Source organism: Enterobacter cloacae complex sp., assembly GCF_900322725.1.
Taxonomy (GTDB): domain Bacteria; phylum Pseudomonadota; class Gammaproteobacteria; order Enterobacterales; family Enterobacteriaceae; genus Enterobacter; species Enterobacter quasihormaechei.
The window spans coordinates 1,985,306-2,003,767 of the sequence record NZ_LT991957.1; the positions used below are offsets into that span (position 1 = coordinate 1,985,306).

Sequence of the window (18,462 nt, forward strand, 5' to 3'; positions counted from 1 at the left end):
ATGGGCAATGACGGCCAGGGGCAATGTTGATGAAAAGTTCGGCACACTCTCTTTATTTGTGTTTAGCGATGCTGAGCGCCAGTTTCTCTCTGTTCGCTGCGGAAACGGCCTCCCCGGTCACCGCGCCCTATCTCCTGGCGGGCGCCCCCTCTTTCGATCAATCTATCAGCCAGTTCCGCGAGGCCTTCAACAAAGAAAACCCCTCGCTTGCGCTGGGGGAGTTTCGTGCGATTGACGGTGCCCGCGATACGCCGACCCTGACCCGCGCCGCCAGCAAAATTAACGAGAACCTGTATGCTTCCACTGCCCTTGAGCGCGGAACGTTAAAAATCAAAAGTATGCAGATCACCTGGCTGCCGATTCAGGGGCCAGAACAGAAAGCGGCGAAAGCGAAAGCGCTGGAGTACATGAGCGCCATCCTGCGCGCCTTTACCCCCACCGTCACCAAAGCGCAAAGCCAGCAAAAGCTGCAAAAACTGCTTACCGCCGGGAAAAACAAACGCTATTACGCCGATACGGAAGGCGCCGTTCGCTACGTCGTCGCAGACAACGGCGAAAAGGGGCTGACCTTCGCGGTTGAACCGATTAAGCTGGCGTTATCAGACGCACTCGAGGGGGCGAATTAATGACAAAAAGCAAAGCCTTTCGAGGGAAAATCTCTATACTGATTCACAGACCATGCTGCCCTTAAGGGTGGCCATATTCCTTAATTCGCTTATTGAGCGTGGAGAATTGAAATGCGACATCCTTTAGTGATGGGTAACTGGAAACTGAACGGCAGCCGCCACATGGTAAACGAACTGGTTGCTAACCTGCGTAAAGAGCTGGCTGGCGTGACCGGCTGCGCGGTTGCTATCGCTCCGCCGGATATGTACCTGGATCTGGCTAAACGTGCCGCTGACGGCAGCCACATCGTGCTGGGCGCGCAGAACGTTGACGTTAACCTGTCCGGCGCATTCACCGGTGAAACCTCCGCTGAAATGCTGAAAGACATCGGCGCGAAATACATCATCATCGGCCACTCCGAGCGTCGCACCTACCACAAAGAATCTGACGAGTTCATCGCGAAGAAATTCGCCGTGCTGAAAGAGCAGGGTCTGATCCCAGTTCTGTGCATCGGTGAAACCGAAGCAGAAAACGAAGCGGGCAAAACCGAAGAAGTGTGCGCGCGTCAGATCGACGCCGTGCTGAAAACGCAGGGCGCGGCAGCGTTCGAAGGCGCGGTTATCGCTTACGAGCCAGTCTGGGCGATCGGTACCGGCAAATCTGCAACTCCTGCGCAGGCTCAGGCGGTGCACAAGTTCATCCGTGACCACATTGCGAAAGCAGACGCGAAAGTGGCTGAGCAAGTGATCATCCAGTACGGCGGTTCCGTTAACGCATCCAACGCTGCTGAGCTGTTCACCCAGCCAGACATCGACGGCGCGCTGGTTGGCGGCGCATCCCTGAAGGCTGACGCTTTCGCGGTGATCGTTAAAGCAGCAGAAGCGGCTAAGCAGGCGTAATTGCCTTTGTGGCGGGTGGCACTTCGCTAACCCGCCCTACGGTTCTGTAGGCCCGGTAAGCGTCAGCGCCACCGGGCTTTTTTACAGCCGTCCCAGCAGGCTAAACCACAGATAATCCAGCGGCAGCAGCACCAGATAGGTTGCCACCGCCAGCGCCAGGCAGAGCACCATCCCCGCCTTCGCAGGCACTTTCCCTAAGCCCATCGCCACCACAATCGGCGACGCCTGATACGGCAGCAGCGGCGTGGAATACCCCAGCACCTGAATCATGATCACCGACAGCAGCGGGAAGCCGGTCGCGTCCGAGAAGCTCTGCGCCAGCGTGGTGTACAGCGCCGGAACGCCGTTGGCGGTCATAATGAAGTTGAGCGCCGTGGTGATCCCCGTCAGCGCCAGGAAGCTGGTAAACGGTTTGTCTGCATCCAGCGGCATGATATGCAGCAACGCCTCACCCACTGCCGCTCCAATACCGGTTTGCGTCACCGTAATCGCCAGCCCGAGAATACCCGCGACGTAGATACAGGTACGCATATTCACCCCGGCGGAGAACTCCTCGCCGGTGATAAAACCAATGCGCGGCAGCATAACGATGACCGAGGCTGCCAGCCCCGTCCACGCCGGTCCCACGCCGTGCCAGCTCTCCGTCACCCACATCACCAGCACCGCCGCCAACAGCCAGGCAAGCCGTTTTTCGTCATGCCCCATCGGTTCCGATGGCGCCAAATCCTTCGCCGGTTTCGGGCTGCCGGGGAACAGCCAGCAGATCAGGCCAATCAGAATCAGGCCTTTGAGAATGCCCAGCACCGGCGTGTGCAGCAGCAAATAAGGGACATAATTGAGGTGGATACCGTATGAGCCTTCCGCCGCGCCGCTCATCACCAGGTTGGGAACGTTGGCGGGCAGGATGGTGGCCGAAAGCTGAAAGGTGCCAAAGCCTACGGCAAGCGCCAGGCCAAACCACGCCCGCGAGCCATCAGGAATGCCGGCCCGCTTCGCCATTGCGGCAACAATTGGCATCAGCAGTGCAATACGCCCCATGTTCGAGGGCATGACGAACGCCAGGGCATAGCTCAGGAGCACAACGCTTGCCACCATCAGCACCCAGGAGTCGGTAAGCTTTGCCGACAGCGCCCGGGCCGCCCTGTCCGCCAGGCCGGTTTTCCGGATCGCCACGCCGAGCACAAAACCGCTGAACACCAGCCAGAAAGCCGACGAGCCAAAGCCGCCGAAGATCGCCTCCGGCGGGGCGATTCTGGCGGTCATCGCCGCCGTGAAGAACAGCAGCGCGGTAATAAATTCTGGCAACAGCGACGTCGCCCACAGCACGATGGTGACGCCGACGATCAGCGAGGGAAGCAGCAGAGGATGCGTTAACCAGAGCGACATGCCTGTCTCCTGTAGAATTTTTCAGCAAGTCTACGGCGACAGGCAGGGCGAGTAAACGCTATTTATGGTGGGGTCACTTCAGGATATCGCATTGATGATCCTGTAATTCCTCAGCCGACGCGCGGTTAAAGGTCAGCAGGTTACGCTCCGTCGCCAGCAGTACAAACGAGCCGTCCGACTGCTGCGCCATCGCCAGCGCGAAGCGTCCCATATGGTCGCGGGCTTCCGGCAGCTCTTCCGCCAGCATCATAAACGGGCTGCGCTGCACCAGTTCGTTCTCCGTCACCCGACGGGCAAGGTACTCATGCCCCTCCAGCCCGCCCGGAAGCGGTAGCCACTGGGTGCTGATTTGCCCCTGAGCCGCGTTCAGCTTCTCGCGCACGTCCGGGCGCAGGCAGGAGATGTGGATATGGAAATGGTTCTGCGTGCGCCCGGTGGGGGAGTTGATGGTCAGCGAAATGGCGCTGTCAGGTACGTCGGCGCCCCGCTTCATGCTCATAAAGTTACGCGACTGCCACGCCAGCCAGAAGAAATTCGGCGTCTGAGGTTCAGTCAGCAGCGGGCTTTCGGTGCCGTTAATACGGTACGTGGGCATCAGGAGGTATTGCAGCGGCCCGTTGCGGTCTTTAAACACCACGTAGCCAGCGTCCGGCTTCACCTGCGCACACGGCGCCGGGTTACGGTTTTGCAGCTGGTTGGGCACACACTGGTCGAGCACGATATGGCGCAACGCATTCGGATTACCCGCTTTCATCCAGTACACGCCGCCTGCGGCAAGGGCGATAACGATCAGAATCAGTAAGATAATTTTTTTCACAACGCGTTCCCTGTTTTCAGTAAAGGCAAAAGAGTAACGCAAAATGATGACCAAATAAAAAACCCGGCGGATTTCTCACACCGGGTTACCGTGTCGTGCTTTATGAAACGCCTAGCGCTTGCTGATTTGGTCGAAGGTGCCGCCGCTGGAGAAGTGCTCTTTCTGCGCTTTGGTCCAGCCGCCAAAAACATCGTCGATCGTAAACAGCTTCAGTTTCGGGAAGGCGTTCTCGTATTGCTTCGCGATGGCCTCATCGCGCGGGCGATAGAAGTTTTTCGCCGCAATTTCCTGACCTTCCGGCGAGTAAAGGTACTTCAGGTAGGCTTCCGCCACCGCTTTGGTCCCTTTCTTATCAACAACCTTATCGACTACGGAGACGGTCGGTTCAGCGAGGATGGATTCGCTCGGGGTCACGATTTCAAACTTGTCTTTACCCAGCTCGTGGGTTGCCAGCAGGGCTTCGTTTTCCCAGGCGATCAGCACGTCGCCGATGCCGCGCTCAACGAAGGTATTGGTTGCGCCGCGCGCGCCGGAGTCCAGCACCTCGACGTTTTTGAACAGCGCTTTCACGAATTCCTGTGCTTTCGCCTGGTCACCGTTGTTGTGGTGCAGCGCGTAGCCCCAGGCCGCCAGGTAGTTCCAGCGTGCGCCGCCGGAGCTTTTCGGGTTCGGCGTGATGACCGACACGCCCGGTTTCACCAGGTCGTTCCAGTCCTTAATCTGTTTCGGGTTGCCTTTACGCACCAGGAAGACGATGGTCGAGGTGTAGGGTGCAGAGTTGTCCGGCAGGCGTTTAATCCAGTTTTTGTCGATACGGCCGCGCTCCGCAATGGCGTCCACGTCGTAAGCCAGCGCCAGGGTAACCACATCAGCTTCAATGCCGTTGATCACCGATGTCGCCTGCTTACCGGAGCCGCCGTGAGACTGGCGAACCACCACGTTATCGCCGGTTTCCTGTTTCCAGTGCGCCGCAAAAGCTTTGTTGTACTGGTCGTACAGCTCACGCGTCGGGTCGTACGACACGTTCAGTAACTGAATGTCCTTTGCCAGAACGCTGGTCGATGCCAGCAATAATGTTAACCCCACGCCCCATTTCTTCATCGCCCAGCTCTCTTATGCAGTGTTTTGATGAATGCAGCGTGCCAGAAAGCTAACCGATGATTAAAGAATAAAAAAAGATTGGCTATAACGTAGAGGAATAAAAATTGAAGGGGAACAAAAAAGCCGGGTGGCGGCTTCGCCTTACCCGGCCTACATTCGTCGCTACGCAGGCCCGGTAAGCGCAGCGCCACCGGGCATAACAAACACAACGAATCAGTACAGTTTTTTCGCGCAGTCCAGCCAGTCACCTTTGAACGGACGCTTCATGTTTTCAATGGCGTCAATGATGTCATGGTGAACCAGTTTCTCGTTCTGAATACCGACGCAGCGGCCGCCGTGGCCCTGAAGCAGCAGCTCAATCGCGTACGCACCCATGCGGGACGCCAGGATACGGTCGTATGGGCCCGGGGAACCGCCGCGCTGAATGTGACCCAGTACGGTCGCGCGGGTTTCGCGTTTGGTTTCGGTTTCGATGTACTTCGCCAGCTCGTCAACGTCACAAATGTGCTCGGTGATGGCAACGATCGCGTGTTTCTTACCTTTCGCGATACCGGCTTTGATCTCAGCGACCAGATCTTCACGGCTGAATTCCACTTCCGGAACCACCACGAACTCACAGCCACCGGCAATTGCCGCCGCCAGGGTCAGGTCACCGCAGTAACGGCCCATCACTTCAACGATGGAAATGCGCTGGTGAGAGGAAGAGGTGTCACGCAGGCGGTCAATCGCTTCCACAACGGTACCCAGCGCGGTGAAGTAACCGATGGTGTAGTCGGTGCCTTTAATGTCGTTGTCGATGGTGCCAGGCAGGCCGATGCACGGGAAACCCATTTCCGTCAGACGTTTTGCACCCATATACGAGCCGTCGCCGCCGATAACCACCAGCGCGTCCAGGCCGCGTTTTTTCATGTTTTCGATAGCCACTTCGCGGATGTGTTCGTCACGGAATTCCGGGAAGCGCGCAGAACCGAGGAAAGTACCGCCACGGTTGATCATGTCAGACACGCTGTAGCGGTCCAGCTGAACCATGCGGTCTTCATACAGGCCCAGGTAACCGTCATAGATACCAAAAACTTCCAGACCTTCCGTCAGCGCTGCACGGACAACCCCACGGATTGCCGCGTTCATGCCCGGCGCATCACCGCCGCTTGTCAACACACCGATTTTCTTAATCATGACTACCTCTGAACTTAGGAATGCAAAATTGAAATCTGCTGCCGGAAGAAACTGTTCAACCGTCGAATACTGCAAATAGTATATCAATCCCTTCCAGCTGAATTGATTCAGGTCAGGCCATATGGTGGTAATTTATCCACAAAATGCTGGTCTGGCTCTCTTTTTTACAACGAATTACGAAAGCTCAAAACGCCCTGGGTACGACAGAGCACGGATCCTGGTGAATAATGACGTCTGACCCAGGGAAACGCTGCAAAATCGCCTGCTCCACCTGTTCAGCGACCATATGCGCCTGAACCAGTGGCAGGTTGTCTTCCATTTCCAAATGAATCTGAATAAAGCGGGTCGGCCCTGACTGCCGCGTACGAAGATCGTGAGCGCCACTGACGCCAGGCCAGTTGGTCACGATGGCATAAATTTCATTACGTTCTGCGTCCGGAAGCGCACGGTCAAGAAGCGACTGTACCGCGTCATACCCCATCCGCAACGCGCTGTATAAAATATAGATCCCTATCCCTAACGCAAACAACGCATCGGCCCGATGCCAGCCATACCAGGCCAGACCAAGCGCAATAAGAATAGCCCCATTCATCATAACATCAGACTGATAATGAAGCATATCGGCCCGTACAGCCTGACTTTGAGTTTTGCGTACGACCCAGCGCTGGAACGTTACAAGAACAAGTGTGCTTATAAGTGCAACTACCGTTACGACCACGCCAACGCCCGGATCGTTCATAGGGGAAGGCGAAATAAGGTGCTGAATGCCGGTCAAAAACAGGAAAAGCGCGGAGCCCGAAATAAACATGCTTTGCGCCAGCGCGGCCAGCGATTCCGCCTTGCCGTGCCCAAACGTATGCTCTTCATCCGCCGGTTGCAGCGAGTAGCGCACCACCAGCAGGTTGGTCAGCGAGGCGGCAATATCCACCAGCGAATCCACCAGCGCCGCCAGAATACTGACCGAGCCGGTGTACCACCACGCGAAGATTTTAATGATCAGCAAACACGACGCCGTCACCGTCGCGGCTATTGCGGCCCGGCTTACCAGCCGTCCATAGGATTGATTCATAAACACTCCTGTCATGCCATGGCGCTAGTATAACGGATGGTGGTGGAGTGAAAGGATGAATAAAGCGTTAACAAACCTGAACGACGGGCAAAAAAAACCCCCACATCATGTGGGGGAAGACAGGGATGGTGTCTATGGCAAGGAAAACAGGGTTTACTGGTTACTACGGGTACTGCTATTGCTACTGAAAAGCGTCATATCTGAGCTTCGCTGCATCCGTGCAACCTCACGCAACTGGTTCATACGTTGCTGATGTTTGGTGTTCAAAACCGCTTGCTGCTCGGGCGTTAGCAGGTGGAACATCTGGTTGCGAACCTTCGCCATTTCTACCTGGCGGGCAACCTGTTCCTGCGCCATTTTTTCGGCCTGAGCGCGTACAGCGTTTTCGTCAAAATTTTCTGCGGTGACAAGGCGATGCATTGTCTCCATTTCGCTAACATTAACAGGGGGCTGGTCGTGTCGAGCCCTCTGCATCAGATCTCGCATCTGTTGACGCTGATGTTCGGTTAAACTTATGCCGTCAAACATATGGTTTTGGCTGCTGTGCTGCGTTGCGCCCTCAACCGAGGAGCCGTTATCGCTGATGTTAGCTACAGCAGCCTGGCTAAACGCACTGAAGGCCAGCGTTGAGGCCATGACGGCAGCGGTAACTTTGCGCATCACTTGCTCCCAAAATCTTTCGTGTCGCGATTCAACGAGAGACAGTCTACGATTCAGGCTGCAAACATGCGTCAGGGGGTGTAAAACAACGTAAAGTCATGGATTAGATAGCCTTGATGTCGTAATTTCTGCCTCGGAGGTATTTAAACAATGAATAAAATCCTGTTAGTTGATGATGACCGAGAGCTCACATCTCTTTTAAAGGAGTTGCTCGACATGGAAGGTTTCAACGTCCTGGTTGCCCATGATGGGGAACAGGCGCTGAGTCTCCTTGACGACAGCATCGATTTACTTTTGCTCGACGTCATGATGCCGAAGAAAAACGGCATTGATACGTTGAAAGAGCTTCGCCAGACACACCAGACCCCCGTTATTATGCTGACCGCACGCGGCAGCGAGCTTGACCGCGTTCTCGGCCTTGAGCTGGGTGCGGATGACTACTTACCTAAGCCGTTCAACGACCGTGAACTGGTGGCCCGTATTCGTGCGATCCTGCGCCGTTCTCACTGGAGCGAGCAGCAGCAGAATACCGACAACAGTTCACCTACGCTGGAAGTGGACTCCCTGAGCCTGAACCCGGGCCGCCAGGAAGCGAGCTTCGACGGTGAAACGCTGGAGCTAACCGGCACCGAGTTCACCCTGCTGTATCTGCTGGCGCAGCATCTCGGCCAGGTGGTGTCACGTGAACACTTAAGCCAGGAAGTGCTGGGCAAACGCCTTACCCCGTTTGACCGCGCCATCGATATGCATATATCGAACCTGCGCCGTAAGCTGCCGGAGCGTAAAGACGGTCACCCATGGTTTAAAACCCTGCGTGGTCGCGGTTATCTGATGGTTTCCGCTTCATGATAGGCAGCTTAACCGCCCGCATCTTCGCCATCTTCTGGCTGACGCTGGCACTGGTTTTAATGCTCGTTTTGATGTTGCCAAAACTCGACTCACGCCAGATGACGGAGCTTCTCGACAGCGAGCAACGTCAGGGCGTGATGATCGAGCAGCACGTGGAAGCGGAGCTGGCAAACGATCCGCCGAACGATTTAATGTGGTGGCGCAGACTGTTTCGCGCTATCGACAAGTGGGCGCCCCCCGGACAACGTCTTTTGCTGGTTACCAGCGAAGGTCGCGTGATTGGGGCCGATCGCAATGAGATGCAGATCATCCGCAACTTTATTGGCCAGGCGGATAACGCCGATCACCCACAGAAAAAGAAATATGGTCGGGTAGAGATGGTCGGCCCTTTCTCGGTACGGGATGGGGAAGATAACTATCAGCTCTACCTGATTCGCCCTGCGAGCAGTTCCCAGTCCGACTTCATCAACCTGCTGTTTGACCGTCCGCTTCTGCTGCTGATCGTCACGATGCTGGTCAGTTCCCCGCTGCTGTTATGGCTGGCGTGGAGCCTGGCGAAACCGGCGCGTAAGCTGAAAAACGCGGCGGACGAAGTGGCACAAGGCAACCTCAGGCAGCATCCGGAGCTGGAATCCGGGCCGCAGGAGTTCCTGGCCGCCGGCACCAGTTTTAACCAGATGGTCAGCGCGCTTGATCGGATGATGACTGCCCAGCAACGCCTACTTTCGGACATCTCACACGAACTGCGTACGCCGCTCACGCGCTTACAGCTGGGCACCGCCCTGCTGCGCCGCCGCAGCGGTGAGAGCAAAGAGCTGGAGCGTATTGAGACGGAAGCGCATCGTCTGGACAGCATGATTAACGATCTGCTGGTGATGTCGCGTAACCAGCAGAAAAACGCGCTGGTGAGCGAAACGGTGAAAGCTAATCACCTGTGGCACGAGGTGCTGGACAACGCGGCGTTCGAAGCGGAGCAGATGGGGAAATCGTTCACCGTCAACTTCCCGCCGGGCCCGTGGCCGCTCTACGGTAACCCCAACACGCTGGAAAGCGCGCTGGAGAATATCGTGCGTAACGCCCTGCGCTATTCGCACACGAAGATTGAAGTGGCGTTTTCGGTGGATAAAGACGGGATTACCGTCATTGTCGATGACGATGGTCCAGGCGTCAGCCCGGAAGATCGCGAACAGATTTTCCGTCCGTTCTACCGCACCGACGAGGCGCGCGACCGCGAGTCCGGCGGTACGGGGCTGGGTCTGGCGATTGTTGAAACCGCCATGCAGCAGCACCGTGGCTGGGTGAAAGCCGATGACAGCCCCCTGGGCGGGCTGCGGTTAACGCTGTGGCTACCGCTGTATAAGCGTTCGTAACGGTATGTGCCGGGTGGCGGCTTCGCTTACCCGGCCTACTTTTTACGGAGCCTATTTCCCCCACAATCTCCGCGAACTACTCTCGATCTTCCCGCTTATACGCCGCTTCTGCATCGTTCTTGTCCAGCTGGTAGACAACCCCGCCGCCGACAGCAGGCGATGATACTGTTCATCGTCGAAAGGCATATGCCAGGCAATCGCGCAGGCCTCGTACACCGACACCTCACTCAGGCGCGACGCGAGCTCAAGCGGCGCATCCGCAGAAACCTGTCCCGCCTGCACAACGCGATACAGCCAGCCGGTTTTGCCCGCGTTTTGCAGCTGAGCCGACATATCCTGAATACCAAAATGGTAGTTGAGCTTAAAGCACGGCGAGCGCGGCTGGGTGACCTGAATCAGGGCATCGCCCCAGCGGTAAATATCGCCAATAAAGACGTTCTTTTCCGTCAGCCCTTCCGTTGAGAGATTTTCGCCAAACGCGGGCGCGACGAAGAGGTCCGCCTGTTCAGGAAATTCGGTTTTCCAGTGCTGATAATGCTCGCGCGGATAGTGGCACAGCGCGCGATCGGGCCCGCCGTGGATTTTCTTTTCGGCCTGCTGGTCGCCCACCAGCCCGAGCTCGGTCAGCGACAGCTCACCGTCGACCTGCACTTTGGCGATGGCGCTCGGGCGGCTGCCGTCGTACTCCCTTACCTTGCCTGTAAACACGTTCACCGGGTAATGCATCGCTGCCTCCATTACGCAGATACAAAAAAAGCGAGTCATCAGACTCGCTTCTCACAGGCGTCAATGCAACCTTATTTTTTAGCGGCGAAACGCGCTGCGGCTTCGTCCCAGTTCACGACATCCCAGAACGCTTTGATGTAGTCAGGGCGACGGTTCTGGAACTTCAGGTAGTAAGCGTGTTCCCACACGTCCAGGCCCAGAATTGGGAAGCCGGATGCGCCAGAGATGGCTTCACCCATCAGCGGGGAGTCCTGGTTTGCAGTGGAAACGACCGCCAGTTTGTCACCTTTCAGAACCAGCCACGCCCAGCCAGAGCCGAAGCGGGTTGCAGCGGCTTTTTCGAATTCCGCTTTGAAGTTGTCAACGGAGCCGAAGTCGCGCTCGATTGCCGCTTTCAGGTCGCCCTGAAGGGTGGTGCCGGTTTTCAGGCCTTTCCAGAACAGGCTGTGGTTAGCGTGACCGCCCGCGTTGTTACGCAGTACGGTTTTCTTGTCTGCTGGCAGCTGGTCCAGCTTGGTGATTAGCTCTTCAACAGGCAGATTAGCGAACTCTGGCAGGCTTTCCAGCGCAGCATTCGCGTTGTTCACGTAGGTCTGGTGGTGTTTAGTGTGATGGATTTCCATCGTCTGCTTGTCGAAATGCGGTTCCAGTGCGTCGTAGGCATACGGCAGGGATGGCAGTGTATAACTCATAATCCTCTCCATTATTGTCGGGCGGCACAGCTGTTAATGCCGCGTAAGCAGTTGGTTCATTATAGTTAATTAAATGATATTGAAAATGATTATCAATGCCGTAGTTTTTATAGGGTTATTACAATTTCGATGAATCACAAAATTGTGAGTCTGCTCACGCGCTTAACGTGCTGATTGCCACCCTCCACAAAAGTGCGGCAACCTTCTGAAGGTTCCCAAACCGCCTAATTTTTACACTCATCAAGTCGGCGGGAAGCCACCGACAATAAAAACGATGAGGATAAAAAAATGAATCATGCGATTACGATGGGTATTTTCTGGCATTTGATAGGCGCGGCCAGTGCTGCCTGTTTCTATGCCCCGTTTAAAAAGGTGAAAGGCTGGTCATGGGAAACCATGTGGTCCGTTGGCGGTACGGTCTCCTGGCTGATTTTGCCGTGGACCATCAGCGCCGTGCTGCTGCCCGATTTCTGGGGCTACTTCTCCTCCTTCAACGCCTCTACGTTACTGCCGGTGTTTCTGTTCGGCGCAATGTGGGGCATCGGTAATATCAACTACGGCCTTACCATGCGCTACCTCGGCATGTCGATGGGCATCGGCATCGCCATTGGCATTACGCTGATAGTGGGCACCCTGATGACGCCCATCCTTAACGGCCATTTCGACGTGCTGATCAACACCCAGGGCGGCCGGATGACGCTGCTGGGCGTGCTGGTGGCGGTGATCGGCGTGGGGATCGTCACCCGCGCAGGCCAGCTAAAAGAACGCAAGATGGGCATCAGGGCCGAAGAGTTCAACCTGAAGAAAGGGCTGCTGCTGGCGGTGATGTGCGGCGTCTTCTCGGCGGGCATGTCGTTTGCCATGAACGCCGCCAAACCGATGCACGAGGCCGCTGCGGCGCTGGGCGTCGACCCGCTGTATGTTGCCCTGCCAAGCTACGTGGTGATCATGGGCGGCGGCGCGCTGGTAAACCTCGGCTTCTGCTTCATTCGGCTGGCAAAAGTGAAGAACCTGTCGGTAAAAGCCGACTTCTCGCTGGCAAAACCCCTGATCATTACCAACGTTCTGCTCTCCGCGCTCGGCGGCCTGATGTGGTATCTGCAATTCTTCTTCTACGCCTGGGGCCACGCCAGCATTCCGGCGCAGTATGACTATATGAGCTGGATGCTGCACATGAGCTTCTACGTGCTGTGCGGCGGGCTGGTTGGGCTGGTGCTGAAGGAGTGGAACAACGCCGGGCGCCGTCCGGTTGGCGTGCTGAGCCTGGGCTGCGTGGTGATTATTATCGCCGCCAACATTGTCGGCCTCGGCATGGCGAACTGATTACGCCGCCTTTCGACTGCGATGACGCCACTGAACCGGCGTCATCCCCACCTCGCGGTTAAACACCACCGAAAAGTAATTACTGTCCTCAAATCCGCAGCGCATCGCCACTTCGCTGACCATCAGCTCCGTATGCTGTAACAGATACTGGGCGTGGCAGATGCGCAGCTGGCGCAGGTAATGGTTTATCGTCATACCCGTCTGGGTGCGGAACTGCTGGCGCAGCGCGCGCTCGCTGCACTGCTCCTGCTCGCAGAATTTTTCCAGCACGAAACTCTTGTTCAGACTGCCCGCAAGCAGTGCGATCAGCTTATCCAGCAGCGCTTCCTGCATGGTGGCGGAGGGATTATCCGTGGCGTAACGATGGCGCTTCAGGGTCATCACCAGCTGGGCGAAAAGCAGCTCCGACATCTGGTTCGCCACCGGGTCGCCCTTCTGGCTCTCCTGCTCCAGCTGGGAAATCGTCTGGCGCACCTGAGCCATGCCGCTGCTGCTTAAGCGCCAGTGCGGTTCGCCTCCGGCATTCAGAAATCCCGGAATGTTGCCCGCCCAGTCGACATTAAGTTTAAGCCTGTCAGGGCAGTAGATGACGTTCTGCAACACCAGATCGTTAACCGAGGCGTAGGCGTGTTTGTCTTCGGCGCGTATGTAAAACAGATCCCCGCGCGTAATGCGGTAGGGCCGGTCGTTGAGAACGTGTAAGCCATTGCCACGCCACACCATCACCAGCTCGCAGAACTCGTGGGTGTGCTCGGCAAAGACATTTTGCGGGTAGCGGTCCGCCACCGCGACAGCCTGACTCGCGGAGGCAAAAAAATCATCTTTGCGAAGAATTAACTGAGCAGCCACACCACAACCTCTACGGCGAATAACCGGACATTATTAGCCTTTTTGCGGCAAAAAAACGGTGACTGCCCTCGCGTTACTGAAGCAACGCGTCCTTCCCCTGACGAATATCGCGCGGCGACCAGCTAAACTCCCGGCGAAACAGCGTCGAGAAGTGGTTACTGTCGCCGAAACCGCAGCGATAAGCGATATCCGTGACGCTTTCGTCGGTATGGCGTAAAAGATGGCGCGCTTTGATCAGGCGCAGACGGTTAAGGTAACGCTGCGGCGTGAGCCCGGTATGCTGCTTGAGCTGACGATGCAGCGTGCGCAGCGAGAGCGAAAAGTCGTCTGCCAGCGTTTCCCAGCAGACATCTTCAGCGAAATGATCTTCCAGCCAGGCCATGAGCTGGTTCAGCCGCGCGTCGTTATTTTCCATCCCTTCCACCAGGCTGCTGCGGCGCAGCAGCACCAGCAGCTGCATAAACAGCAGCTCGCGGGTGGCAATCGCGTGCGTCTCCTCTGCGTCCTCGCTCTGCTCCATCTGGCTCACCAGCTGACGCACCTGCTGCAACGTGGACTGATTCACCCGCCAGTGCGACGGATAGTGGCCATCCTTCTCTTGCGGCAACAGCTGATTCAGCCCGGAGAGAAACTGGAACGCGTCCGGAGAACGATAGAGCACGTTGGTCAGGCACAGGTTGTCGGTATGTTCATACAGGTGCCTGTCGTGGTCGCGCACGAAGCACACCGTACCGCCGCTGATGGTATACGGCTGACCGTTGAACACGTGGATGCCCGTTCCGTGCTCAACAATCACAATCTCATGAAAATCATGATGATGCTCAGGAAATGCAGCCTGAGGAAGCCGTGGCTCAATCGCGACCGGAGAAGCTCCCGAAGGAAAAAAATCGACGCTGTGCAGTACGGTCATAACGGCCCCCACCAATGAGAAAAGTTCTCAAAATAGTAATTAAGGCCTTCCACGCTCACCTTAAATTTTTGACAGTAAACCGCGCAAAAGCTGCCGGTTTTTCAAGAAACAGGCGGAAAGATCGGGAAATGCGGTCAGCGTCACACTGCCTGCAAACCCCGTCATTACTGGAAACTGTGAACTCCCTCACGTTCACCTTTGCTTTCTTGCCAGCGCGAGATTTGGGTTGTCAGTGGCGAGAAGGTGGCTATTTCTTCCCTTTCTTACACTCATCGCTAATGACTTAAGAAAGGACCCGACCATGACTTTTCGCCATTGTGTGGCTGTCGATTTAGGCGCATCCAGCGGCCGTGTAATGCTCGCCACCTGGGACTGTGACCAGCACACCCTTACGCTTCGCGAAATGCACCGTTTCGCCAATTGTCTGCAAAAACAGGACGGTTTTGTGACCTGGGATATCGATGCGCTGGAAGCGGAGATCCGCACCGGACTTCACCACGTCTGCGAAGACGGTATCCGCATCGACAGTATCGGCATTGATACCTGGGGCGTGGATTACGTGCTGCTGGACAGTCACGGCGAACGCGTCGGCCTGCCCGTCTCTTACCGCGACAGCCGCACCGATGGGCTGATGGCGCACGCCATCGCGCAGCTTGGCAAGGAGAACATCTATGGTCGCAGCGGCATCCAGTTCCTGCCGTTTAACACGCTGTATCAGCTGCGGGCGCTGGTTGAGCAACAGCCAGAGCTGGTTGAAAAGGTGGCGCATGCGCTGCTGATCCCGGACTACTTAAGCTATCGTCTGACCGGCAACATGAACTGGGAATACACCAACGCCACCACCACGCAGCTGGTCAATATCAACACCGATAACTGGGATGAACACCTGCTGGCATGGACGGGCGCCTCGCCGTCCTGGTTCGGCACGCCAACCCATCCGGGCAACGTGATCGGCCAGTGGATTTGCCCGCAGGGGAATGAAATTCCCGTTGTCGCCGTCGCCAGTCACGACACCGCAAGCGCGGTCATTGCCTCGCCGCTCGCCAGCAAAGACGCGGCCTATCTCTCCTCCGGCACCTGGTCGCTGATGGGTTTTGAGAGCAAAACGCCCTACACCAGCGACGCCGCGCTGGCCGCCAATATCACCAACGAAGGCGGTGCCGAAGGACGCTACCGCGTGCTGAAGAACATCATGGGCCTGTGGCTGCTCCAGCGGGTGCTGAAAGAGCAGAACGTCACCGACCTGCCCGCGCTTATCGCGGAAACCGAAAAGCTGAAGGCCTGCACCTTCCTGATTAACCCGAACGACGACCGCTTTATTAACCCGGTGCACATGAGCGCTGAGATCCAGGCCGCCTGTTTTGACGCGGGGCAGCCGGTACCTTCCCGCCCCGCCGAGCTGGCGCGCTGTATTTTTGACAGCCTCGCCCTGCTCTATGCCGACATCCTGAGCGAGCTGGCTGACCTTCGCGGTAAACCGTTCACCCAGCTGCACATCGTGGGCGGCGGCTGCCAGAACCAGCTGCTGAACCAGCTCTGCGCCGATGCCTGCGGCATTACCGTGGTGGCAGGCCCCGTAGAGGCTTCCACGCTCGGCAACATCGGCATTCAGCTAATGACGCTGGACGAACTATTAAACGTTGACGATTTCCGTTCGGTGGTGACGGCGAATAACAGCCTGACCACCTTCACCCCCAATCCCTGCCATGACATTGCCCGCTACCGGGCGCAGTTTCAGCAAAAACGACTGACTAAGGAGCTTTGCGCATGACCACTCAACTTGAACAAGCCTGGGACCTGGCTAAACAGCGTTTCGCCGCCGTCGGCGTGGATGTCGAAGAGGCGCTGCGCCAGCTCGACCGTCTGCCCGTCTCCATGCACTGCTGGCAGGGTGATGACGTTGCCGGCTTCGAGAACCCGGGCGGTTCCCTGACGGGTGGCATTCAGGCAACGGGTAACTACCCGGGCAAAGCGCGCAACGCCACCGAACTGCGTGCGGATCTTGAACTGGCGCTGAGCCTGATCCCGGGGCCAAAACGCCTGAACCTGCACGCGATTTATCTCGAATCCGACGCGCCGGTCGCGCGTAACGAAATCAAACCGGAACACTTTAAGAACTGGGTGGAGTGGGCAAAGGCCAACCGGCTGGGACTGGATTTTAACCCGTCCTGCTTCTCGCACCCGCTGAGCGCGGACGGGTTTACCCTTGCACACGCCAACGACGAAATCCGGCAGTTCTGGATCGACCACGTGAAGGCCAGCCGCCGCGTCTCCGCGTATTTCGGCGAGCAGCTCGGCACGCCGTCAGTGATGAATATCTGGATCCCGGACGGCATGAAGGACATCACCGTTGACCGTCTGGCGCCGCGCCAGCGCCTGCTGGCCGCGCTGGATGAAGCCATCAGCGAAAAGCTGGACCCGTCGCACCATATCGACGCGGTGGAGAGCAAGCTGTTCGGCATTGGCGCAGAAAGCTACACCGTGGGCTCAAACGAGTTCTACATGGGCTACGCCACCAGCCGCCAGACCGCGCTGTGCCTGGATGCTGGCCACTTCCATCCGACCGAGGTGATCTCCGACAAAATCTCCGCCGCCATGCTCTACGTGCCGCGCCTGCTGCTGCACGTCAGCCGTCCGGTGCGCTGGGACAGCGACCACGTGGTCCTGCTGGACGACGAAACCCAGGCGATTGCCAGCGAAATCATCCGCCACGATCTGTTTGACCGCGTGCACATCGGGCTCGACTTCTTCGACGCCTCCATCAACCGCATCGCGGCATGGGTTATCGGCACCCGTAATATGAAAAAAGCCCTGCTGCGCGCCCTGCTGGAGCCAACCGCCGCGCTGAAACAGCTGGAAGAGAGCGGCGATTACACCGCGCGCCTGGCCCTGCTGGAAGAGCAGAAATCCCTGCCGTGGCAGGCGGTGTGGGAGATGTACTGCCAGCGTCACGACGCCCCGGCGGGCAGCCAGTGGCTGGACAACGTGCGGGCGTATGAGAAGGACGTTCTCGCCGCTCGTCAGTAAAAAATATCGCCCGGCAGCGCATTGCATGCCGGGCCTACAGGTAAAAGCAGGCCGGGTAAGCGTAACGCCACCCGGCATTTTCAAAGGAAACACTGTATGCAGACCATCACCACCTCCTGGTTCGTCCAGGGCATGATCAAAGCCACCTCCGACGCCTGGCTGAAGGGCTGGGACGAGCGCAACGGCGGCAACCTCACGCTGCGCCTGGACGACGCGGATATCGAGCCCTTTGCCGCCGATTTCCACCAGAAGCCGCGCTATATCGCCCTGAGCCAGCCGATGCCGCTGCTCGCCAACACGCCGTTTATCGTTACCGGTTCCGGCAAGTTCTTCCGCAACGTTCAGCTGGACCCGGAAGCCAACCTCGGCGTGGTGAAGGTGGACAGCGACGGCGCGGGCTACCACATCCTTTGGGGGCTAACGGACGACGCGGTGCCGACCTCTGAGCTGCCGGCGCACTTCCTCTCTCACTGCGAGCGCATCAAGGCGACCAACGGCAAAGACCGCGTGATCATGCACTGCCACGCCACCAACCTGATCGCCCTGACCTACGTGCTGGAAAATAATTCTGATTTCTTTACCCGCAAGCTGTGGGAAGGCAGCACCGAGTGTCTGGTGGTGTTCCCGGACGGCGTCGGCATTCTGCCGTGGATGGTGCCGGGTACCGACGAAATCGGCCAGGCGACCGCGACGGATATGCAAAAGCACGCCCTGGTGCTGTGGCCGTTCCACGGTGTCTTCGGCAGCGGCCCGACGCTGGATGAAACCTTCGGCCTGATCGACACCGCCGAGAAATCCGCGGAGGTGCTGGTGAAGGTCTACTCCATGGGCGGCATGAAGCAGACCATCACCCGGGAAGAGCTGATCGCCCTGGGCAAACGCTTTGGCGTCACCCCAATGCAGTCCGCATTAGATCTGTACAACTAACAACATCGCGCCCCGCTTACCGAGACGGGGCGAAAACCACCTGCAATCCCTACAACTAACTCAAGTCAGTGGAGT

The 18,462-nt window shown here is 57.4% G+C and carries 18 protein-coding genes; 8 read left to right on the forward strand and 10 right to left on the reverse strand.

The genetic code is table 11. The features are described from left to right. Positions 1 to 29: 29 nt before the first annotated feature. Complete coding sequence (locus DBR02_RS09945) at positions 30 to 626, forward strand: DUF1454 family protein (RefSeq protein ID WP_107534224.1); 597 nt, start codon at positions 30 to 32, stop codon at positions 624 to 626. 111 nt (positions 627 to 737) lie between these two features. Continuing rightward, entirely contained in the window at positions 738 to 1,505 is a 768-nt protein-coding gene (gene tpiA, locus DBR02_RS09950; protein ID WP_006808674.1) for a triose-phosphate isomerase, read from the forward strand. An 81-nt stretch (positions 1,506 to 1,586) separates the two neighbouring features. Here tpiA and DBR02_RS09955 read toward each other — a convergent pair whose 3' ends face one another. From DBR02_RS09955 to cpxP, 6 genes are all read right to left on the reverse strand, one after another. Then, a complete protein-coding gene (locus tag DBR02_RS09955; protein ID WP_107534225.1) occupies positions 1,587 to 2,891 on the reverse strand; it encodes an SLC13 family permease in 1,305 nt (434 codons plus the stop codon). Positions 2,892 to 2,964: 73 nt separating this feature from the next. Continuing rightward, on the reverse strand, positions 2,965 to 3,708 hold the full coding sequence (locus DBR02_RS09960) for a CDP-diacylglycerol diphosphatase (RefSeq protein ID WP_064910929.1): 744 nt from the start codon (positions 3,706 to 3,708) through the stop codon (positions 2,965 to 2,967). A 111-nt stretch (positions 3,709 to 3,819) separates the two neighbouring features. Then, on the reverse strand, positions 3,820 to 4,809 hold the full coding sequence (locus tag DBR02_RS09965; RefSeq protein ID WP_063865454.1) for a sulfate ABC transporter substrate-binding protein: 990 nt from the start codon (positions 4,807 to 4,809) through the stop codon (positions 3,820 to 3,822). A 213-nt stretch (positions 4,810 to 5,022) separates the two neighbouring features. Then, a complete protein-coding gene (gene pfkA, locus DBR02_RS09970) occupies positions 5,023 to 5,985 on the reverse strand; it encodes a 6-phosphofructokinase (protein WP_003862009.1) in 963 nt (320 codons plus the stop codon). A gap of 184 nt (positions 5,986 to 6,169) precedes the next feature. Then, positions 6,170 to 7,054 carry a CDF family cation-efflux transporter FieF gene (gene fieF, locus DBR02_RS09975; protein ID WP_107534226.1) on the reverse strand — a complete coding sequence of 295 codons (885 nt, stop codon included), beginning with the start codon at positions 7,052 to 7,054 and terminating at the stop codon, positions 6,170 to 6,172. A 153-nt stretch (positions 7,055 to 7,207) separates the two neighbouring features. Further along, positions 7,208 to 7,714 carry a cell-envelope stress modulator CpxP gene (gene cpxP / locus DBR02_RS09980; RefSeq protein ID WP_064910931.1) on the reverse strand — a complete coding sequence of 169 codons (507 nt, stop codon included), beginning with the start codon at positions 7,712 to 7,714 and terminating at the stop codon, positions 7,208 to 7,210. 150 nt (positions 7,715 to 7,864) lie between these two features. On the opposite strand from cpxP, the gene cpxR reads away from it, so the two are divergent. Together cpxR and cpxA are read left to right on the forward strand one after the other, a co-directional pair. Further along, positions 7,865 to 8,563, forward strand: a complete 699-nt coding sequence (gene cpxR, locus DBR02_RS09985; RefSeq protein WP_003862004.1) for an envelope stress response regulator transcription factor CpxR — start codon at positions 7,865 to 7,867, stop codon at positions 8,561 to 8,563. After that, a complete protein-coding gene (gene cpxA / locus DBR02_RS09990; RefSeq protein WP_015569937.1) occupies positions 8,560 to 9,933 on the forward strand; it encodes an envelope stress sensor histidine kinase CpxA in 1,374 nt (457 codons plus the stop codon). Before cpxR ends, cpxA begins: the two co-directional genes overlap by 4 nt. Before the next feature lie 51 nt (positions 9,934 to 9,984). Here cpxA and yiiM read toward each other — a convergent pair whose 3' ends face one another. Continuing rightward, on the reverse strand, positions 9,985 to 10,659 hold the full coding sequence (yiiM, locus tag DBR02_RS09995) for a 6-hydroxyaminopurine reductase (RefSeq protein ID WP_063865451.1): 675 nt from the start codon (positions 10,657 to 10,659) through the stop codon (positions 9,985 to 9,987). A 71-nt stretch (positions 10,660 to 10,730) separates the two neighbouring features. After that, complete coding sequence (gene sodA, locus DBR02_RS10000; RefSeq protein ID WP_003861999.1) at positions 10,731 to 11,351, reverse strand: superoxide dismutase [Mn]; 621 nt, start codon at positions 11,349 to 11,351, stop codon at positions 10,731 to 10,733. 288 nt (positions 11,352 to 11,639) lie between these two features. Between sodA and rhaT the strand changes: the two genes are divergently transcribed. Next, entirely contained in the window at positions 11,640 to 12,674 is a 1,035-nt protein-coding gene (gene rhaT / locus DBR02_RS10005) for an L-rhamnose/proton symporter RhaT (protein WP_107534227.1), read from the forward strand. Here the strand turns inward: rhaT and rhaR are convergent, their stop codons facing one another. Together rhaR and rhaS are read right to left on the reverse strand one after the other, a co-directional pair. Continuing rightward, on the reverse strand, positions 12,675 to 13,523 hold the full coding sequence (rhaR, locus tag DBR02_RS10010) for an HTH-type transcriptional activator RhaR (protein WP_107534229.1): 849 nt from the start codon (positions 13,521 to 13,523) through the stop codon (positions 12,675 to 12,677). Positions 13,524 to 13,596: 73 nt separating this feature from the next. Continuing rightward, positions 13,597 to 14,433, reverse strand: a complete 837-nt coding sequence (gene rhaS, locus DBR02_RS10015; protein WP_063449704.1) for an HTH-type transcriptional activator RhaS — start codon at positions 14,431 to 14,433, stop codon at positions 13,597 to 13,599. A 301-nt stretch (positions 14,434 to 14,734) separates the two neighbouring features. Here rhaS and rhaB point away from each other — a divergent pair, with 301 nt between their 5' ends. The 3 genes from rhaB to rhaD all read left to right on the forward strand — a co-directional run bounded on the left by rhaB (position 14,735) and on the right by rhaD (position 18,387). Continuing rightward, positions 14,735 to 16,204 (forward strand): rhamnulokinase, encoded by a 1,470-nt coding sequence (gene rhaB / locus DBR02_RS10025; protein WP_107534231.1) that lies wholly within the window; start codon positions 14,735 to 14,737, stop codon positions 16,202 to 16,204. Then, positions 16,201 to 17,460 carry an L-rhamnose isomerase gene (rhaA, locus tag DBR02_RS10030; protein ID WP_102750828.1) on the forward strand — a complete coding sequence of 420 codons (1,260 nt, stop codon included), beginning with the start codon at positions 16,201 to 16,203 and terminating at the stop codon, positions 17,458 to 17,460. Before rhaB ends, rhaA begins: the two co-directional genes overlap by 4 nt. Positions 17,461 to 17,556: 96 nt before the next feature. Further along, entirely contained in the window at positions 17,557 to 18,387 is an 831-nt protein-coding gene (gene rhaD / locus DBR02_RS10035) for a rhamnulose-1-phosphate aldolase (protein ID WP_063865445.1), read from the forward strand. The last annotated feature ends 75 nt before the right edge of the window (positions 18,388 to 18,462 follow it).